This is a genomic window from Paraburkholderia sp. GAS41, assembly GCF_050436545.1.
Taxonomy (GTDB): domain Bacteria; phylum Pseudomonadota; class Gammaproteobacteria; order Burkholderiales; family Burkholderiaceae; genus Paraburkholderia.
Genome location: NZ_JBNDMK010000034.1, coordinates 54,676 through 70,845 on the forward strand (window position 1 = coordinate 54,676; position 16,170 = coordinate 70,845).

Annotated in this window: 14 protein-coding genes; 4 read left to right on the forward strand and 10 right to left on the reverse strand. The window is 63.7% G+C overall.

What is annotated here, in order from left to right; genetic code table 11:
- Positions 1–266 precede the first annotated feature (266 nt).
- Both dnaJ and P3T43_RS32190 read left to right on the forward strand, forming a co-directional pair.
- On the forward strand, positions 267–1,406 hold the full coding sequence (gene dnaJ / locus P3T43_RS32185; protein ID WP_429285040.1) for a molecular chaperone DnaJ: 1,140 nt from the start codon (positions 267–269) through the stop codon (positions 1,404–1,406).
- Positions 1,407–1,434: 28 nt separating this feature from the next.
- Complete coding sequence (locus P3T43_RS32190) at positions 1,435–3,513, forward strand: chorismate-binding protein (protein ID WP_429285041.1); 2,079 nt, start codon at positions 1,435–1,437, stop codon at positions 3,511–3,513.
- 41 nt (positions 3,514–3,554) lie between these two features.
- On the opposite strand, the gene panB is transcribed toward P3T43_RS32190, so the two are convergent.
- The 9 genes from panB to mutL all read right to left on the reverse strand — a co-directional run bounded on the left by panB (position 3,555) and on the right by mutL (position 13,125).
- Complete coding sequence (gene panB / locus P3T43_RS32195) at positions 3,555–4,370, reverse strand: 3-methyl-2-oxobutanoate hydroxymethyltransferase (protein ID WP_429285042.1); 816 nt, start codon at positions 4,368–4,370, stop codon at positions 3,555–3,557.
- A gap of 37 nt (positions 4,371–4,407) precedes the next feature.
- Positions 4,408–5,124 carry a deoxynucleoside kinase gene (locus tag P3T43_RS32200; RefSeq protein WP_429285043.1) on the reverse strand — a complete coding sequence of 239 codons (717 nt, stop codon included), beginning with the start codon at positions 5,122–5,124 and terminating at the stop codon, positions 4,408–4,410.
- Positions 5,121–5,681, reverse strand: a complete 561-nt coding sequence (gene folK, locus P3T43_RS32205) for a 2-amino-4-hydroxy-6-hydroxymethyldihydropteridine diphosphokinase (RefSeq protein ID WP_429285044.1) — start codon at positions 5,679–5,681, stop codon at positions 5,121–5,123. Before folK ends, P3T43_RS32200 begins: the two co-directional genes overlap by 4 nt.
- Positions 5,682–5,729: 48 nt before the next feature.
- A complete protein-coding gene (gene pcnB, locus P3T43_RS32210; protein ID WP_429285045.1) occupies positions 5,730–7,316 on the reverse strand; it encodes a polynucleotide adenylyltransferase PcnB in 1,587 nt (528 codons plus the stop codon).
- Positions 7,313–7,999, reverse strand: a complete 687-nt coding sequence (locus P3T43_RS32215; protein ID WP_429285046.1) for an HAD family hydrolase — start codon at positions 7,997–7,999, stop codon at positions 7,313–7,315. The genes pcnB and P3T43_RS32215 overlap by 4 nt, the downstream gene beginning before the upstream one ends.
- Complete coding sequence (gene hda, locus P3T43_RS32220; RefSeq protein WP_429285047.1) at positions 7,992–8,744, reverse strand: DnaA regulatory inactivator Hda; 753 nt, start codon at positions 8,742–8,744, stop codon at positions 7,992–7,994. Before hda ends, P3T43_RS32215 begins: the two co-directional genes overlap by 8 nt.
- Before the next feature lie 53 nt (positions 8,745–8,797).
- Positions 8,798–9,871 carry an AI-2E family transporter gene (locus tag P3T43_RS32225; protein ID WP_429285054.1) on the reverse strand — a complete coding sequence of 358 codons (1,074 nt, stop codon included), beginning with the start codon at positions 9,869–9,871 and terminating at the stop codon, positions 8,798–8,800.
- Positions 9,872–10,025: 154 nt separating this feature from the next.
- Positions 10,026–10,976, reverse strand: coding sequence for a tRNA (adenosine(37)-N6)-dimethylallyltransferase MiaA (miaA, locus tag P3T43_RS32230; protein ID WP_429285048.1), 951 nt, complete (start codon positions 10,974–10,976; stop codon positions 10,026–10,028).
- Between the two features lie 64 nt (positions 10,977–11,040).
- Positions 11,041–13,125: a DNA mismatch repair endonuclease MutL gene (gene mutL, locus P3T43_RS32235; protein WP_429285049.1), complete on the reverse strand. Its 2,085-nt coding sequence runs from the start codon at positions 13,123–13,125 to the stop codon at positions 11,041–11,043.
- Positions 13,126–13,381: 256 nt separating this feature from the next.
- On the opposite strand from mutL, the gene P3T43_RS32240 reads away from it, so the two are divergent.
- Positions 13,382–14,044 carry a VTT domain-containing protein gene (locus P3T43_RS32240; protein ID WP_429285050.1) on the forward strand — a complete coding sequence of 221 codons (663 nt, stop codon included), beginning with the start codon at positions 13,382–13,384 and terminating at the stop codon, positions 14,042–14,044.
- Positions 14,045–14,294: 250 nt separating this feature from the next.
- Here the strand turns inward: P3T43_RS32240 and P3T43_RS32245 are convergent, their stop codons facing one another.
- A complete protein-coding gene (locus P3T43_RS32245; RefSeq protein ID WP_429285051.1) occupies positions 14,295–15,107 on the reverse strand; it encodes a mechanosensitive ion channel family protein in 813 nt (270 codons plus the stop codon).
- Positions 15,108–15,353: 246 nt separating this feature from the next.
- Between P3T43_RS32245 and P3T43_RS32250 the strand changes: the two genes are divergently transcribed.
- On the forward strand, positions 15,354–15,977 hold the full coding sequence (locus tag P3T43_RS32250; protein ID WP_429285052.1) for a ParB-like protein: 624 nt from the start codon (positions 15,354–15,356) through the stop codon (positions 15,975–15,977).
- Positions 15,978–16,170 lie beyond the last annotated feature (193 nt).

Here is a 16,170-nt window from a genome sequence, read left to right on the forward strand (position 1 = left end):
GCCAGGTCGCCATTTGACCGTAAGCCGCTCGCAGCAGTGCGTGCGGCCCGGCTGCAAAACGGTGATGCGCCCGTGTCTGGGCGCATGAACCTGCAAAGCGGTTATCGCGCCTGGTGAGCCTTTTGGGCTCTCCGGGCACATTTGTTTTATGGAGGGCGTTGCTCAAGCCGTGTAAACGGCGGGCGAGCAGCGGCCGGACGAGTCGCGAGACTCCAGCATTCAAGAGGAGCCGCCGTGCCTTGCTGCGCGGAGGGCGTTGAACCGATATGGCGAAACGGGATTACTACGAGGTTTTGGGCGTCGCAAAGAACGCGAGCGACGAGGAAATCAAGAAGGCTTATCGCAAGCTTGCGATGAAGCATCACCCCGACCGCAATCCGGGCAACAAGGACGCGGAAGAGCATTTCAAAGAGGTGAAGGAAGCCTATGAAATGCTGTCGGACTCGCAGAAGCGTGCCGCGTACGACCAGTACGGCCATGCCGGTGTCGACCCGAACATGGGTGGTGCGGGCGCGCAGGGCTTCGGCGGATTTGCCGATGCATTCGGCGATATTTTCGGCGACATCTTCGGCCAGGCGGCCGGCGGCGCCGCGCGCGGCGGTGGCCGTGCGGGTCCGCAGGTGTATCGCGGCGCCGATCTGCGCTACAGCATGGAAATCACGCTGGAGCAGGCCGCGCACGGTTACGACACGCAGATTCGCGTGCCGAGCTGGGCATCGTGTGAAATCTGTCACGGTTCGGGCGCGAAGCCCGGCACCAAGCCCGAAACCTGCCCGACCTGTAATGGCTCGGGTTCGGTGCGGATGTCGCAGGGCTTTTTCAGCATCCAGCAGACCTGCCCGAAGTGTCATGGCACCGGCAGTCACATTCCTGACCCGTGCGTAAACTGCCACGGCGCGGGCAAGGTGAAGGAAACCAAGACGCTGGAAGTGAAGATTCCGGCGGGCATCGACGACGGCATGCGCATCCGTTCGGCCGGCAATGGTGAGCCGGGTATCAACGGCGGTCCGTCAGGCGACCTGTACGTCGAAATTCATATCAAGCAGCACTCGGTATTCGAGCGCGACGGCGACGATCTGCATTGCCAGATGCCCATTCCGTTTACCACGGCAGCATTGGGCGGCGAGATCGAAGTGCCGACGCTGGCGGGTCGCGCAAGCTTTACGGTGCCCGAAGGCACCCAGTCGGGCAAGACGTTCCGTCTGCGCGGCAAGGGCATCAAGGGGCTGCGTTCGAGCATTGCCGGCGATCTGTACGTGCATGTCCAGGTCGAGACGCCGGTCAAGCTCACCGAACCGCAGCGCGAGTTGCTGCAGCAGTTCGAGAAGTCGCTGGTTGAGGGCGGGGCGCGTCATAGCCCGCAAAGCAAGAGCTGGTTCGATCGCGTGAAGAGTTTCTTCGATTAATGGCGGTTTGAAGTTGGCGGCAGGCAAGATGGTCGATAATCGCGGCGCCGTGTTCGCGTTGCTCGACGATTGCGGCGCGACAGCGGCGCGGCGCTCGAGCCGCCTGTACACGCAATTTGTGCACGAAAGGGTCTGCGCCGATGCGGCGCAGCTCGATGCGGTGTGCGACGCGGTGGCGGACGACCTGGGTCGCGGTCTGCATGCGGTGATGCTGGGCGATTACGAGTTTGGCCGCCAGCTTGTGCTGGAGCGGGGGGACGGGGCGTCGTCATTGAGCGTTTCCCAAGGGGGCGCGCTTTCATCCTCGAGCCGGCAGCAGGTTTCACAGTTGGATAAAACGCAGCGTGGCGATGCCGCGCTGCGTTTTTTATTGTTCGAGCGATGCGCGCGGCTCTCCCGCGACGAAGCCGATGCGTGGCTGACACAATGCGACGGCGGGGCGGCGCAACCGTCGGTGGCAGGGACCGCGCGGGTGCATGCAAGCGTCGATCTGGCGGAATTCGAAGCGGCGATCGAGGCGATTCATGAGGCGCATCGAGCCGGCGATTCGTATCAGGTCAACTACACCTACCGGCTCGGGTTCGGCGTGTTCGGCAGCCCGGTGGCGCTGTATCGCCGTCTGCGGGCACGGCAGCCCGTGCCATACGGCGCATTGATTGCATTACCCGGCGAGCGCTGGGTGCTCTCGTGTTCGCCGGAGCTGTTTGTCGAGAAAGCGGGGGCCACATTGCGTGCGCGGCCGATGAAGGGCACGGCGCCGCGGGCACCGGACGATCCGGTTGCCGATCGTCACGCGGCGGAGTTTCTTGCCCACGACCCCAAGAACCGCGCTGAAAACGTCATGATCGTGGATCTGTTGCGCAACGATCTGTCGCGCGTCGCCGAGACCGGCTCGGTCAAGGTTCCGGCGCTGTTCTCGGTCGAGCCTTATGCGTCCGTGTGGCAGATGACATCGACTGTGGAGGCGCGGCTGCGCGCGCAGACCTCGTTCGCCGACGTGCTGCGCGCGCTGTTCCCATGCGGATCGATTACCGGTGCGCCGAAGCATCGCACGATGCAGTTGATCGAGACGCTCGAGAGCACGCCGCGCGGACTGTACACGGGTGCGATCGGCTGGCTCGATGCGGCAAGCGGCGTCAAGAGTGTCCCGACCGGTTCGGCGACCGAGAGCACTACGACCGCCTCAGCGGCCGCAACTGCGCCTGTTACCGCATCCGCACCCGCTTCACGCGTGCCCGATCCGGCGGCCACTGGAAATTCTGCGCCCTCCGAGCAAGATACCTTTGGCGATTTCTGCCTCTCCGTCGCGATTCGCACGCTCACGCTCGAGGCGCCCTCAGATGGAATGCCCGAGCGCCACGGCAGCATGGGCGTGGGGGCGGGCATCGTGCTGGACAGCGTCGCTGCTGACGAATATGCGGAGTGCCAATTGAAAGCGCGTTTTCTGACCGAGGCCGATCCCGGTTTCGAGCTATTCGAAACCCTGTACGCGACCCGCGAGGCTGGCGTTCGGCATCTCGCTCGCCACCTGGGGCGGCTGGCGGCGAGCGCCGCGTGGTTCGGCTTCAGATTCGACGAAGAGGCATTGCGTGCGCAAATCGATGCACAGTGCGATGCGTTGCCTGCAACAACACCACATCGCGTCAGGCTCGCCCTCGCCAAAAGCGGGGCGGTGCAGATCACTGCGGCGCCGCTGGTTCCTTTGCAAGGCGGCGAAGTCGGCCTGTTGCTCGCGCCGGATCATGGGTTCGTCGCGACCGAGGCGGACGATGTATTGCTGCGTCACAAAACCACCCGCCGTGAAGAATACGACCGCGGCTGGCGGAGCGCGGAGGCGCTTGGCGCGTTCGACACGCTGTTTTTCAACGAACGCGGTGAGTTGACCGAAGGCGGCCGCTCGAATGTATTCGTCAAGCTTGCCGGGCGCTGGTGGACACCGCCATTGTCGTCAGGCGTGCTGCCCGGCGTGATGCGAAGCATGCTGCTGGAAGATTCGCAGTTGAATGCGGCGGAGCGCGTGCTGACAAAGGACGACGTATTGAATGCCGAGGCGCTGCTCGTCTGCAACGCCCTGCGGGGTGCATTACCCGCGCGAGTGATCGGATGAGGCCGGAAGGACATCCGGCCTGACATCCTGCGCAAGCTCGCTCAGAACGTATGTTCCGGGCCCGGGAACGAGTTGTCCTTCACTGCCCGCACATACGCCTCGACCGCTGCGAAAATACTCGGCTGGCCCTGCATGAAGTCCTTTACGAAGCGTGGCCGCTTGCCGGGAAAAATCCCGAGCATGTCGTGCAACACGAGAACCTGACCTGAGCAATCCACGCCCGCGCCGATCCCGATGGTGGGGATCCGCAACTGCGTGGTGACTTCGGTGCCGAGTTGCGCCGGAACCGCTTCTATCACGATCAATTGGGCGCCCGCGTCCTGCACGGCACGCGCATCCCGCAACAACTGGTGCGCACCGGTCTCGGTCTTGCCCTGCACCTTGAAACCACCAAACGCGTGCACGGATTGCGGCGTGAGTCCAATGTGGGCGCACACCGGCACCGCGCGCTCAACCAGAAAACGCACGGTATCGGCAAGCCATTCGCCGCCCTCCAGCTTGACCATCTGCGCGCCCGCGCGCATCAACTCCACGGAACTGGCGAAGGCCGCTTCGGGCGTGCCGTAAGTGCCAAACGGCAGATCGGCGACCACGAGTGCTGACGGACGGACCCGAGCCACGCAGGCGGTGTGATAAGCGATTTCGGTGAGCGTGACCTGCAGCGTCGTCGTTTGACCTTGCAGCACGTTGCCGAGCGAATCGCCGATCAGCAGCACGTCGACACCCGCGCGGTCCAGCAGCGCGGAGAAGCTTGCGTCGTAACAGGTGAGCATGGCGATCTTTTCGCCCGCATCACGCATTGCCTGCAGTTTCGGGACCGTAATAGCGTTCCGGCTCGTTTCCTGCAAATAGCTCATGGGGTATTCCGTTGGAAAAAGAAGCGGGCGCCGTCGCTCAGAGCGAGGTGCCCTTGACAAAGAATTCCTTGCGCCCGCGCATGGTTTCCATGCGTTCGACGAGCAGCGCAAGGTCTGCGTCCGAATCGAGCGGGTTCAGATGTTCGGCGTTGACCGTCAACACCGGCGTGCGGTCGTAATGATAGAAAAATTCGTTATACGCGTCGCACAGGGCGTGCAGATACGCGTCGGAAATCTGCAATTCCATTGCCGTGGCGCGCTTCTGGATGCGGGCGTACAGCACTTCGGGGCTGGCTTGCAGGTACACCACGAAATCGGGCGCCGGCGCGGCGCCGGGGCTACCGGCAACGGTACCCTTCAAAGGTTGCGCATCGATCCGGGCAGACAGCGCGCGATACAACTGCCACTCGTCTTCCGGCAGCGTCAGGCGCCCAAAGATCTCGTTTTTGTCCGTTATGAAATCGGCGATCAGCGGTGTGCCGGCGGCATGAATCGCCGCGACCTCCTGCGCCTGTTGCGCGCGCTGCAGCGCGAAGTGCAACTGCGCGGGCAGGGCGTAACGGGTGGTGTCGCGATAGAAGCGCTCGAGAAACGGGTTGTCTTGCGGCCGTTCGAACAGCGGATGCATCGACCATCGTTCAGCAAGGCGCCGCGCCAGCGAAGTCTTGCCTACGCCGATCGGCCCTTCGATCGCGATGTAGCGAAACGGCGGCCGTAACTGCGGCGCCGTGACCGTCAGCGGAGTGGCGCTCATGAGCAACGGCCTTTGGTGGTTGTCTGCGTCGTCTCGTTGTTGTCGTCGCCAAGCGCCTTGAGCAGCGGGCACTGACAGGGTGATTTCATTTTTTCGATGCGCTGACCGGCAACCGCGGCGAGAAAAGCGTCGGCGCGGCCGCGTTGGGGAATGGTCAGATCCGGATCGAGTTCGATCAGCGGCACCAGCACGAAGGCGCGCTCCGTGAGCCGCGGATGCGGCACGATCAGATCGGCTTCGTCGATCGAGTGATCGCCGTACAGCAGGATGTCGAGATCGAGCGTGCGGGGGGCGTTGCGAAACGGCCGCTCGCGGCCGAAGTGCAACTCGATCTTGTGGCACAGCGCCAGAAGATGCCTGACCGGCAGTGTCGTTTCGAGCTTCACGGCACAGTTGAAGTAGTCGTCACCACCGGCGTCGATCGGGGCGGTGCGATACAGGCTCGACTTGGCGAGCACGGCGATGGTGTGCTGTTGAGCGAGGCACACCACTGCGTCTTTCAGGGTCTGGCGCGCATCCCCGAGATTCGCGCCGAGGCCGAGATAGGCAACCGTCATGGCATAACTTCCTGCGACTATCGTTCGACGGCCGGCAGCCTGGCCGCGTCAGTCTTCGTGTGAGCCGCTCTGGCCCACGTCGTCTGCTGCGCGGTCGACTGTCGTGCCGCCCTCCATTCCGTCGCCCGGCTTGCGGTTCCTGGCGCTGCTGCTGCGCCGCCGTCGTTTTTTGGGGCTCCGGTCCTTCCCGCCTTGCGTGAGCAATGTCTCGCGCGCGGCAGCGTCTCCGTCGATGAACTCCGACCACCACGTACCGGCCGACTCTTCGAGTTCGCCCGATTCGCAGCGCAACAGGAGGAAATCATACCCCGCTCTAAATCTTTGGTGTTCCATCAGCTTCAGCGCGCTTCGGCCCGAGCGTTTCTCGAGGCGCAACTGTAGACCCCAGATCTCGCGCATGTCCGAGGAGAAGCGCTTGTGGATGGCGAGTTTCTCGGTCTGCATGTCGAGCACTTCGTCCATCGCGCGGTGCAGGGCAGGCACGGGGTATTCGCCCTGCGCTTCGAAGGCCTGCCAGCGCTGCTGCACGTCGTGCCACAGCAAAGTGGCGAACAGGAAACCCGGCGAGACCGGCTTGCCGGCGCGTACGCGGTTATCCGTATTGGTGAGCGCGAGCGTGATGAATTTTTCGCCGTGCGGCTGTTCGAGCACCACGTCGAGCAGCGGCAGCAGGCCGTGATGCAGGCCTTCCTGACGCAGACGCTTCAGGCAGGCCAGCGCGTGGCCCGACAGCATCAGCTTGAGCATTTCGTCGAACAGACGCGCGGCCGGCACGTTATTGATGAGGTCGGCCATCTCCTTGATCGGCGCGCGCGTGGCGTCTTCGATCTCGAAGTCGAGCTTGGCGGCAAAGCGCACCACCCGCAGCATACGCACGGGGTCTTCGCGATAGCGCGTGGCCGGATCGCCGATCATCCGCAACAGGCGGGCGCGCATGTCGGCCATGCCGTTGTGGTAATCCAGCACGGTCTGCGTGGCCGGATCGTAATACATCGCGTTGATCGTGAAGTCGCGGCGCGTGGCGTCTTCGTGCTGCTCGCCCCAGACGTTGTCACGCAGCACGCGGCCGCTGGCGTCGACGGCGTGAGTGCGGCGGTCGAGTTCGTCGCGCTTCAGACGCCGCGGCGGGGCGGCATCTGCCGCGGGCGGATCGACCAGCGCGCGGAACGTGGAGGTTTCGATGATTTCCTGGCCGAACTGCACGTGCACGATCTGAAACCGCCGGCCGATGATGCGCGCGCGGCGGAACAGCTTCTGCACCTGATCAGGCGTGGCGTCGGTGGCGACGTCGAAGTCTTTCGGCGCGATGCCGAGCAGCAGGTCGCGCACGGCGCCGCCAACGATAAACGCCCGGTGGCCGGCCTGCTGCAGACCCTCGGTGACGCGAATCGCGTTACGAGAGATCAACGCAGGGTTGATGCCGTGGACGTCTGCCGGAATGATGACCGGCGCTTCGGGATCACGCACGCTTTTACCCGTGTCTCGCGCCGTCTTGCGGCGTGGTTTGGCGGCGGTGGCGGCGTCACGGTTGGCGCTGGCCTGCGACTGAGCGGCTGCGTCTGCTTCGGCGGGAACGGTGTCGTCAGCGGGTGCCGGATCCTGTCCGAACAGCTTGCGGATTAATTTTTTGATCACGTGGGTTGAAAGAGTTCGAGGATGCGCCAGCCGTTTGCCTGCGCGTGAGCGCGTAGCGTGTCGTCCGGGTTGGTCGCGATCGGGTCAGTGACCTTTTGGAGCAGCGGGATGTCGTTGTGCGAATCGCTGTAGAAAAAGCTGCGCTCGAAATCCGACCATGTCTTGCCGAGCGAAGCGAGCCATGCCTCGGTACGGACGATCTTGCCTTCCTTGTAGCTGGGCGTGCCGGTGGGACGGCCGGTGTAGTCGGAATGCGGCTGGCCGTCCACGGTTTCAGCTTCGCAGGCGATCAGCTTCTCGACGCCGAACACGGCGGCGATCGGGCCGGTGATGAATTCGTTGGTGGCGGTGACCATGCAGCACAGGTCGCCGGCATCGCGGTGCTGGCGCACCAGCTCGAGCGCGGCCGGCACGATGGCGGGCTTGATCACTTCATGCATGTACATCTGGTGATACTCGGCGAGCTGCGCGCGCGAATACTTCGCGAGTGGCGTCAGCATGGCGACGAGGTAAGCGTGAATGTCCAGCTTGCCGGCTTTGTAGTCGGCAAAGAAGCGATCGTTTTCACGCGCGAAGTTTTCGGCGTCGACCATGCCGTGCTTCACCATGAAGCGGCCCCATTCGTGGTCGCTGTCGGTGGGGATGAGGGTGTGGTCGAGGTCGAAGAGAGCGAGATTAGCCATGGGGGCCCATTTTACTTGAAGCGGGTGAAACGGTTGCCGTTCTCAGTTCCTCGGTGCCCGCGGGGGAGGCCAGCATCGTGCGCAATAGCGGCAGCGTGACCGCGCGCTTCTGCTCAAGCGAGAAGCGGTCGAGCGCGTCCAGCAGCGCCATCAGGCTCGGCATGTCGCGCCGGAAGTGCGTGAGCAGGTAGGCCGGCACGTCGTCGGCGAGCGCGATGCCGCGTTCGCGGGCAGCGTGTTTGAGCACTGCCGCCTTGCCTTCGTCGGCGAGCGGCGCGAGGTGAAACACGAGGCCCCAGCCGAGCCGCGTGCGCAGGTCTTCACGCACGGCGAGCCCGATGGGCGCGGCGTTGCCGGCCGCCACCAGCGCGCTGGTGGGATGCGCGCGCACTTCGTTGAACAGGTTGAACGCGGCGATCTGCTGGGCGCCCGACAGGCCGTCGCAGTCGTCGATGGCGTACAGCGCGATACGCGGGTCGAAGGCAAAGGCGGCGAGACTGCTCTGCGGGCTCACGAAACGGGCGTGGCCGGGCTGCGCCTCGTGGATCAGCGCCTGCAGCAGATGGGTGCGGCCGCTGCCGCTTTCGCCCCACACGTAGAAGGTCCGGTCGGCCACGGGGCCGGCGGCGAGCGCGGCTTCCAGCTCGCGCAGCCGCGTCACCAGCTCGGCGTTGGTGCCGGCGAAGAAATTGTCGAATGTCGATGGCGGCGGTGTGCCGAGATCGAGCGTCAGTTGACGAAGCACAGTAGTAGAAGCCGGAAATGGGAGCTGCCAGGAGCCGGTGCACTCATGGTCAATTACTTGTAAAGCGTGCTCGAAAGGTAGCCTTGGCGCAATTCGCGCAGGGCTACCGAGAGCATGGCGCTGACAGGGAGCGCGAGCAGCACGCCAAAAAAGCCGAACAGCTGGCCGAACGCGAGCAAGGCGAAGATCACGGCGAGCGGGTGCATGCCGATCCGTTCGCCGACGAGGCGTGGCGTGAGGAAGAAGCTCTCGAGAATCTGCCCGAAGCCGTAAATCACGGCGACCGCACCGAAGCCGTACCAGTCGCCAAACTGCAGCAGCGCGGCGAGCAGCGCCAGCGCGAGGCCCGTGGCATAACCGATGTACGGAATGAAGACGGCGACGCCGGTAAAAATCCCGACCGGCAGCGCGATTTCGAAGCCGGCGATGGTCAGTGCGATGGCATAGAACACGGCGAGCACGCCCATCACGAGCAACTGGCCGCGCAGGTATTGCGACAGCATGCGGTCCATGTCGCGGGCGAGCTGCAGGGTCTTGTCGAGCCAGCGGCGCGGCACGAAACCCTGGATGCGCGCAAGCATGCGGTTCCAGTCGTAGAGCAGATAGAAGAGCACGAGCGGCACCATAACCACGTTGCCGATCAGCGTCATCATGACGTTGCCGCTGGTGCGAATGGAGGTCCAGGCATAGAGCGCGACGGTCTGCGCGCTGCCTTCGAGCTGTCCGGTGACGAGGTCGCGGATGCTGGCGAAGTCGAGCGAATCGGCGAGGCCCAGCACCGCGAGCTTGGGTTGGAGCCACGCGTTGAGGTGGGCGAACAGCACCGGCACCTGTTGCTTGAGTTGCGGGCCTTCCTTCTGGATCACGACCAGCACGAGCAGGATCATGACGGTAAGGGCGACTGTGAACAGTAGCATCATAAGCAGGGCGGCGAGGCTGCGCGGCACGCGACGCTTCACCATCCACGCGACGCCGGGCTGCAGGATGTAGGCGAGGATGGCGCCAAGAAGGAACGGCGTGAGGACGGGACTGAGCAGCCAGAGGAGGATGCCGAGTCCCAGCGCGATGGCGACCCAGATAAAGGCCTGGCGCTGATAGGGGGTAAGAATTGACGAGTTTTGCTGCAAAGTGAGCGTCCTAGATGGTTGGCGCAGATAAAAGTCCAGCCAACCGGCCGGCATCGGGTAAAACGGCATTTTACCGACCTTCTCACTTTTCCCGACGATTCATGGGAAATCAGCGAGAGATCTCACCGTTTCATGCCGAACACCATGGCGGCAATCAGCCACCAACCACTGCATCGACAACCCGCAAAACCTGCTCGGTTGCATCTGCAGCACAACAATCCACAACCATCCGCTCAGGCATACTCCGCAACCACGTAAGCTGGCGCTTACACAACTGCCGGGTAGCAAACACTCCCTTATCTCGCATGGTGGGGAAGTCCATTCCCCCATCGAGATATTCCCAAACCTGCCGGTACCCAACGCAACGCATGGACGACAAGCCGAGGTGCAGATCCCCGCGCGCCCGCAGTCGCTGAACCTCATCCACGAACCCACCCGCGAGCATGGCCTCGAAGCGGGCCGCGATCCGGGCATGCAACACACTGCGATCCGACGGCTCCAGCGCCACCGGCACGAAGCGCCAGGGCAACGCAGCCTCGTCGATACGTGCAGGCGCGGCATGCAAGGCCGACATCGGCTGCCCCGTCAACATGAACACTTCCAGCGCCCGCTGAATCCGCTGCGAGTCGTTCGGCGCGAGCCGCGCGGCCGTCGGCGCATCCACGGCGGCCAGCCGTGCATGGAGGGCCGGCCAGCCGTCGCGCAACGCTTCGGCATCGAGCGCCGCGCGGACCTCGGGATCCGCTCCCGGCAGGTCGTTCAGGCCCTGCGTCAGCGCCTTGTAGTACAGCATCGTTCCGCCGACCAGCAACGGCATCCGTCCGCGCGCGGATATTTCGCTCACCAGACGCAGGGTGTCGGTACGGAATCCGGCCGCCGAGTAGGCGTCGGCGGGGTCGATGATATCGATCAGGTGGTGCGGCACCCGCGCCTGTTCCTCCGCACTCGGCTTGGCGGTGCCGATGTCCATCTCGCGATACACCAGTGCCGAATCCACGCTGATGATTTCGACCGGTCTGCGGGCGGCGAGCGCGAGCGCCGCCGCGGTTTTACCCGAGGCGGTCGGGCCCAGCAGACAGACAATCGGGGTGGCGGATTGGGTCATGTTCGGCTTGCCCGCGAGGCTAGTGGCGCTAGCGATCGCGGCAATATGCTGGTGCTGCACATGGTCATTGACCACGCATGAACAGGCGGTCGAGGTCGGAGAGCGTCAGTTGATACCACGTCGGCCGGCCGTGATTGCACTGGTCCGCGCGTTCGGTGGCTTCCATCTGGCGCAGCAGGGCGTTCATTTCGTCCAGCGTGAGACGGCGGTTTGCCCGCACCGCGTGATGACAGGCCAGCGTGCCGAGCAGTTCGTGCTGCCGTTCGGTCAACACCCGCGAGCCGCCGTAGGCGTGCAGATCGGTCAGCACGGCGCGGGCCAGTGCCTGCAGGTCCGCGTCCTTGAGCAGGGCCGGCACGGCGCGAATCGCCAGCGTGGTGGGCGAGAGCACCGCAAGGTCGAAGCCGAGCGCGTCGAGTGTCGCGCGCTCTTCTTCCACGGTGCCGATCTCGACCGGATCGGCCTGCATCGACAGCGGAATCAGCAGCGGTTGTACCGCAATGGCCCGGTCAGCCAGGGCGTTCTTGAACTGCTCGTACAGAATCCGCTCGTGCGCGGCGTGCATGTCGACGATCACCAGGCCCTGCGCGTTTTGCGCCAGCACATAAATGCCGTGAATCTGGCCGAGGGCGAAGCCAAGCGGCTGTTCGTCCGCGGCATGAAACGACGGATTGCCGGCCGTCGGAGGGGCGAAGAACGAGGGCGTCTCAGCGGCGGAGTCGCGCGCTTCGAGCGGGGTCGTGCCGCCTGCGGTGCCCATGCCGTTGTCTTTACGGCCGAACAGGGCGTCGTAGAGCGCCAAAGGTTGCGCGACCGGCAACGTGCCTTGCGTCATACGCGCCTGGCGCAGCCACGTGTTGCCCGCCTGGGCGCCAAAACCGCCGCCGGGGTTGCCGCTACCGCTCGCCAGACCGCTTGCACCTACGCTCGGCCGCGCGCCTGCGCCGCCGCCCATGCTCATGCTGCCCATGCTCATGCTGCCCATGCTACCTGTCATGCCGCCCGCCATACCGCCGAGCGGCGTAGCCGCGAACGACGCAGGGCTACCCTGCACCGGCCCGAGATGCGCCGCGTGTCCGCCTGCCGTGGTTTCCGGGGACGCGCCGGCATGTCGCGCCAAGGCTCGTTGTACGGCATGGAAGACAAACTGGTGGATCGAGCGCGAATCGCGGAAACGCACCTCGATCTTCGATGGGTGCACGTTGACGTCGACACCCTCTGGCGGCAGATCGAGAAACAGCACATACGACGGGTAGCGCTCGCCGTGCAGCACGTCCTCATAAGCGGCACGCACGGCATGGGTCAGCAGCTTGTCGCGCACGAAGCGCCCGTTGACGAAGAAATACTGCTGATCGGCCCGCCCGCGACTCGCGGTCGGGAGGCCGGCGCAGCCGTAGACCGCTAGCGGACCGGCTGATTCGTCGAGCGGCAGATGAGCGGTGGCGAAAGTCTCGCCCATGATTTTGGCGACGCGCGTGGCGGGGTCCGACGCGTTCCAGTGTTCGACCGCGCGGCCGTTATGCAGCACCGAAATTGCCACGTCCGGCCGCGCCAGCGCGGCGCGACGGATCATTTCGAGGCAGTGGCCGAGCTCGGTCTGTTCGCTCTTCAGGAATTTTCGGCGCGCGGGGGTGTTGAAGTACAGTTCGCGCACTTCGATGGTGGTTCCCTGCGTGCCGGCTGCCGGGCTCAGCACGCCGGTTTGCGCCTCGATACGCATGGCATGGCGCGCGTCGGCGGTGCGGCTCGTGATGAGCATCTCCGACACCGAGGCGATCGACGCCAGCGCCTCGCCGCGAAACCCAAGCGTGCCGACCGCTTCGAGTTCGGCGAGTGAGCGGATCTTGCTGGTGGCATGGCGCATCAGCGCGAGCGTCAATTCGGCTTCGGGAATGCCGCAGCCGTCGTCGGTAATCGAAATGCGTTTGACGCCACCTTCGTCGAGCAGGATGCGCAGCGTTTGCGCGCCGGCATCCAGCGCATTTTCCAGCAATTCCTTAACGACTGAGGCCGGCCGTTCGACCACTTCGCCGGCGGCGATCTGGCTGATCAGCAGGTCGGGCAGCGGCTGGATGGCCCGCAACGGACGTAGGGCGGGCGCCACAGGCTGGCTGGCGGCGTCGACAGGCGGTTCGGAGAATTCGGACATGGCGAAATTATAGCGATTCGCGGCGAACCGGCTGGCGAGCGGCGGCGGCTCGGCAGCGGGCCACGTCCTCCGCGAGTACATCCCGCGCTAGGTGTGCGGCCGCGTACGCAGATTTTTTATCGCAGCCGGGCACTTTCGGTATCATGGCTCCGGTCAATTTCGGCACCTTCAGGTGCTCGGATCGTTACCCACTTCACCACGCCAAGACGGTCTGCCGGTTCGGCCGTTCAGGCCACTCGCTCAATAAGGGACGCTTTTGGACACGCTGCTGCAGTTTGTGAATCTGGTTTTGCATATCGACAAGTTTCTGGGGATTTTCATCCAGCAGTATGGCTCGTGGGTCTACGCGGTGCTGTTTCTGATCGTGTTTTGCGAAACTGGCCTGGTCGTATTGCCGTTTCTGCCGGGCGACTCGCTGCTGTTCATCGGCGGCGCGTTTTGCGCGAGCGGCGAAATGAGCCTCGGGCTGCTGATCGTGCTGCTGCTGGTGGCGGCCATCGGCGGCAATACGCTCAACTATCTGATCGGCAGGTCGATCGGACCCAAGGTGTTCAATACGCACATTCCGCTGCTCGAACGCTTCCTTGATCGCGCAGCGCTGCAGAAGACCCACAACTTCTACGAAAAGCACGGCGGCAAGACCATCGTGCTCGCGCGCTTCATCCCGGTGGTGCGCACGTTCGCGCCGTTCGTCGCCGGCGCCTCGCAGATGACGGTCAGCCGCTTCCAGCTCTTCAACTTCGTGGGCGCGCTGTTCTGGGTGCTGCTGCTGGTGCTGCTGGGCTACTTCTTCGGCAATATCCCGTTTATTCGCCAGTACCTGAACGTGATCGTGCTGGTGGGTATTGGCGCGGCCATCGTGCCGCTGCTGCTCGGCGCGCTGTGGAAGATGCTGCGCAAACCCGCGACCGCCAAATAAGGGTTGGCGGCCGCGAGGCGCGGCTTGCGGGCGTTCGGGGCAGTTTGCTTGAACCCAGTTGGATGAAAAAGGCGCTGCGAGTTTTCGCAGCGCTTTTTTTGTCTTTAGGGACCTACGGTGCGGCTGTCTTGCCGTCTGCCTCTGCGCTGGTCTCTGCCTTTACCTTTGCATTTGCCTCGGCCTCGACGTCAACCCCTACCTTTGCCTCCATCTCTACTACTGCCCCTACCTCGACTGACGCATGCGCCCGCTAGTTCGCCGCGCGCCGCACTAGCGGCGTTTCCGGCGTCGGATAGCCCGCTTCACGAAACGTCTCGATGATGGCGCGATTCGTATCGAAGTAGACCTGCCAGTAGGTGCTGGTATTCGTATAGGGACGCACGCACAGCAAAGGACCCTCCGGCGTGAACGACAGAACTTCGATGTCCGGTGCCGGGCTATCCGCGACGTTAGGAATCTTGACGACTGCGGCACGTAGCCGGTTAGCCGCGTCGATCGGATCGACGCCGTTGGCGATCTTCGCCGTCAGCTCGACGCGGCGCACCGGCAGCGTGCTGTAGTTCGAGATCGTGTCGGAAAAGATCTTGTTGTTGCCGACGATGGTCGTGACATTGTCCGGCGTGATGATCGTGGTGCCGAACAGACCGAGCTCCTGAACGGTGCCGGTTACGCCGCCTGCCATCACGAAGTCGCCGACCTTGAAGGGCCGCAGCACCTGCATGAAGATGCCCGCTGCGAAGTGGGCGAGAAGGCCGCCCCACGCAGTACCGATGGCGAGACCGAGACCCGCGAGCAGCGCGGCGAACGAAGTAGTCTGGACTCCGAAGACTTGCAGGATTGCAAGGATCAGCAGCAGGTTCAGCAAAGCGCCGAGGATCGAGGCGAGGTAGTTGGCGAGCGTGGGATCAACGCGTCCGTTACGCGCGAGCAGCTTGCGCAGCAGCCCGGTGATAATGCCGATCACCCAGCGGCCGATCACCCATAGAACGATTGCACCGAGGACTTTGGTACCGAGGTCGATGCCTCGCGTCATGAGGAAGATGCGTACGGTATCCAGATTCAAGATGGCCTCGCTCGGGTCGGTTGCGGGTGACTGGTGACGAACGGCTTCGATTCAACACAGCGGCTGCAATGCCCGACGGCGGGCGCGATTTCGCATTCTCGATCTTCGCAAGTTATAGGCGACGCTTCGCGCGTGTGCAAGGACCATTCCTGAACCCAGGCAAAATGTTCAGGAGGTATTAACGGCGTGCCTGATTCGCGCTATTGTTTTCGGCTCGGTTGATTTAACGATTTGATGAGGCAGACCATGGTCCCGAATAGAGACATTCATTTCATCCCGGCAAAACTCAAAGCCTTGCGACCCACGCAGATGACGGTGGGCTATCGCGAGGTGGCGCTCAAACGGGCGCACTGGAAGACCCTGAACAAGAAGCAGCGTAGCGCGGCGATCGATGCGCACTCGTTTCCCGCCGTGCTGGGACCGGAGGGCCGCTACTACATCGTCGACCATCATCACCTCGGACGAGCGCTGCTCGAAGAGCGTGTCGAGGAAGTCAAGGTGATGGTGCTGAAGGACCTGTCGTGGCTCGACTTCACCATCTTCTGGCGCATGATGGAGCATAACCAGTGGGTTCATCCATTTGGCTCGGACGGTTCGCGCTACGACTACGAACACCTGCCGAAGGTGGTCACTGAAATGAGCGACGATCCTTATCGCAGTCTCGCCGGCGAACTACGCAATGCAGGCGGCTATGCGAAAGATGCCACGCCGTTCAGCGAGTTTCTGTGGGCAGACTTCCTGCGGCCGCGGATTCCGGCGAGCAAGATTGCGAAGAGCTTTGCCAAGGCGCTCGAGCAGGCGAAGACGCTTGCACATACACCCGAGGCGCGCTACTTGCCTGGCTGGTCGGGTGTAATCGTGACGCCTTGACGTGACGCCTTGAGGAAAGGTCGACATCACATCGGCAGATGAGACTCGGTGTAGGGCGAGGTGCGGATCACCAATGCGTCGCCGGCTTTGGCTTTTTTGCCTCTTTTGAATTTTGAGTGGGTGGTTTGGCGGGGCAAGGGCGGGCGTGAGCCCGGCGCAGCGAACCCTTGAGGCGCCCTGAATCGATAAGCTT

Coding starts and splice junctions, on each gene's coding strand:
- dnaJ (WP_429285040.1), top strand. CDS start 267: ATGGCGAAACGGGATTACTACGAGGTTTTGGGCGTCGCAAAGAACGCG.
- P3T43_RS32190 (WP_429285041.1), top strand. CDS start 1,435: ATGGTCGATAATCGCGGCGCCGTGTTCGCGTTGCTCGACGATTGCGGC.
- panB (WP_429285042.1), bottom strand. CDS start 4,370: ATGAGCTATTTGCAGGAAACGAGCCGGAACGCTATTACGGTCCCGAAA.
- P3T43_RS32200 (WP_429285043.1), bottom strand. CDS start 5,124: ATGAGCGCCACTCCGCTGACGGTCACGGCGCCGCAGTTACGGCCGCCG.
- folK (WP_429285044.1), bottom strand. CDS start 5,681: ATGACGGTTGCCTATCTCGGCCTCGGCGCGAATCTCGGGGATGCGCGC.
- P3T43_RS32215 (WP_429285046.1), bottom strand. CDS start 7,999: ATGGCTAATCTCGCTCTCTTCGACCTCGACCACACCCTCATCCCCACC.
- miaA (WP_429285048.1), bottom strand. CDS start 10,976: ATGACCCAATCCGCCACCCCGATTGTCTGTCTGCTGGGCCCGACCGCC.
- mutL (WP_429285049.1), bottom strand. CDS start 13,125: ATGTCCGAATTCTCCGAACCGCCTGTCGACGCCGCCAGCCAGCCTGTG.
- P3T43_RS32250 (WP_429285052.1), top strand. CDS start 15,354: ATGGTCCCGAATAGAGACATTCATTTCATCCCGGCAAAACTCAAAGCC.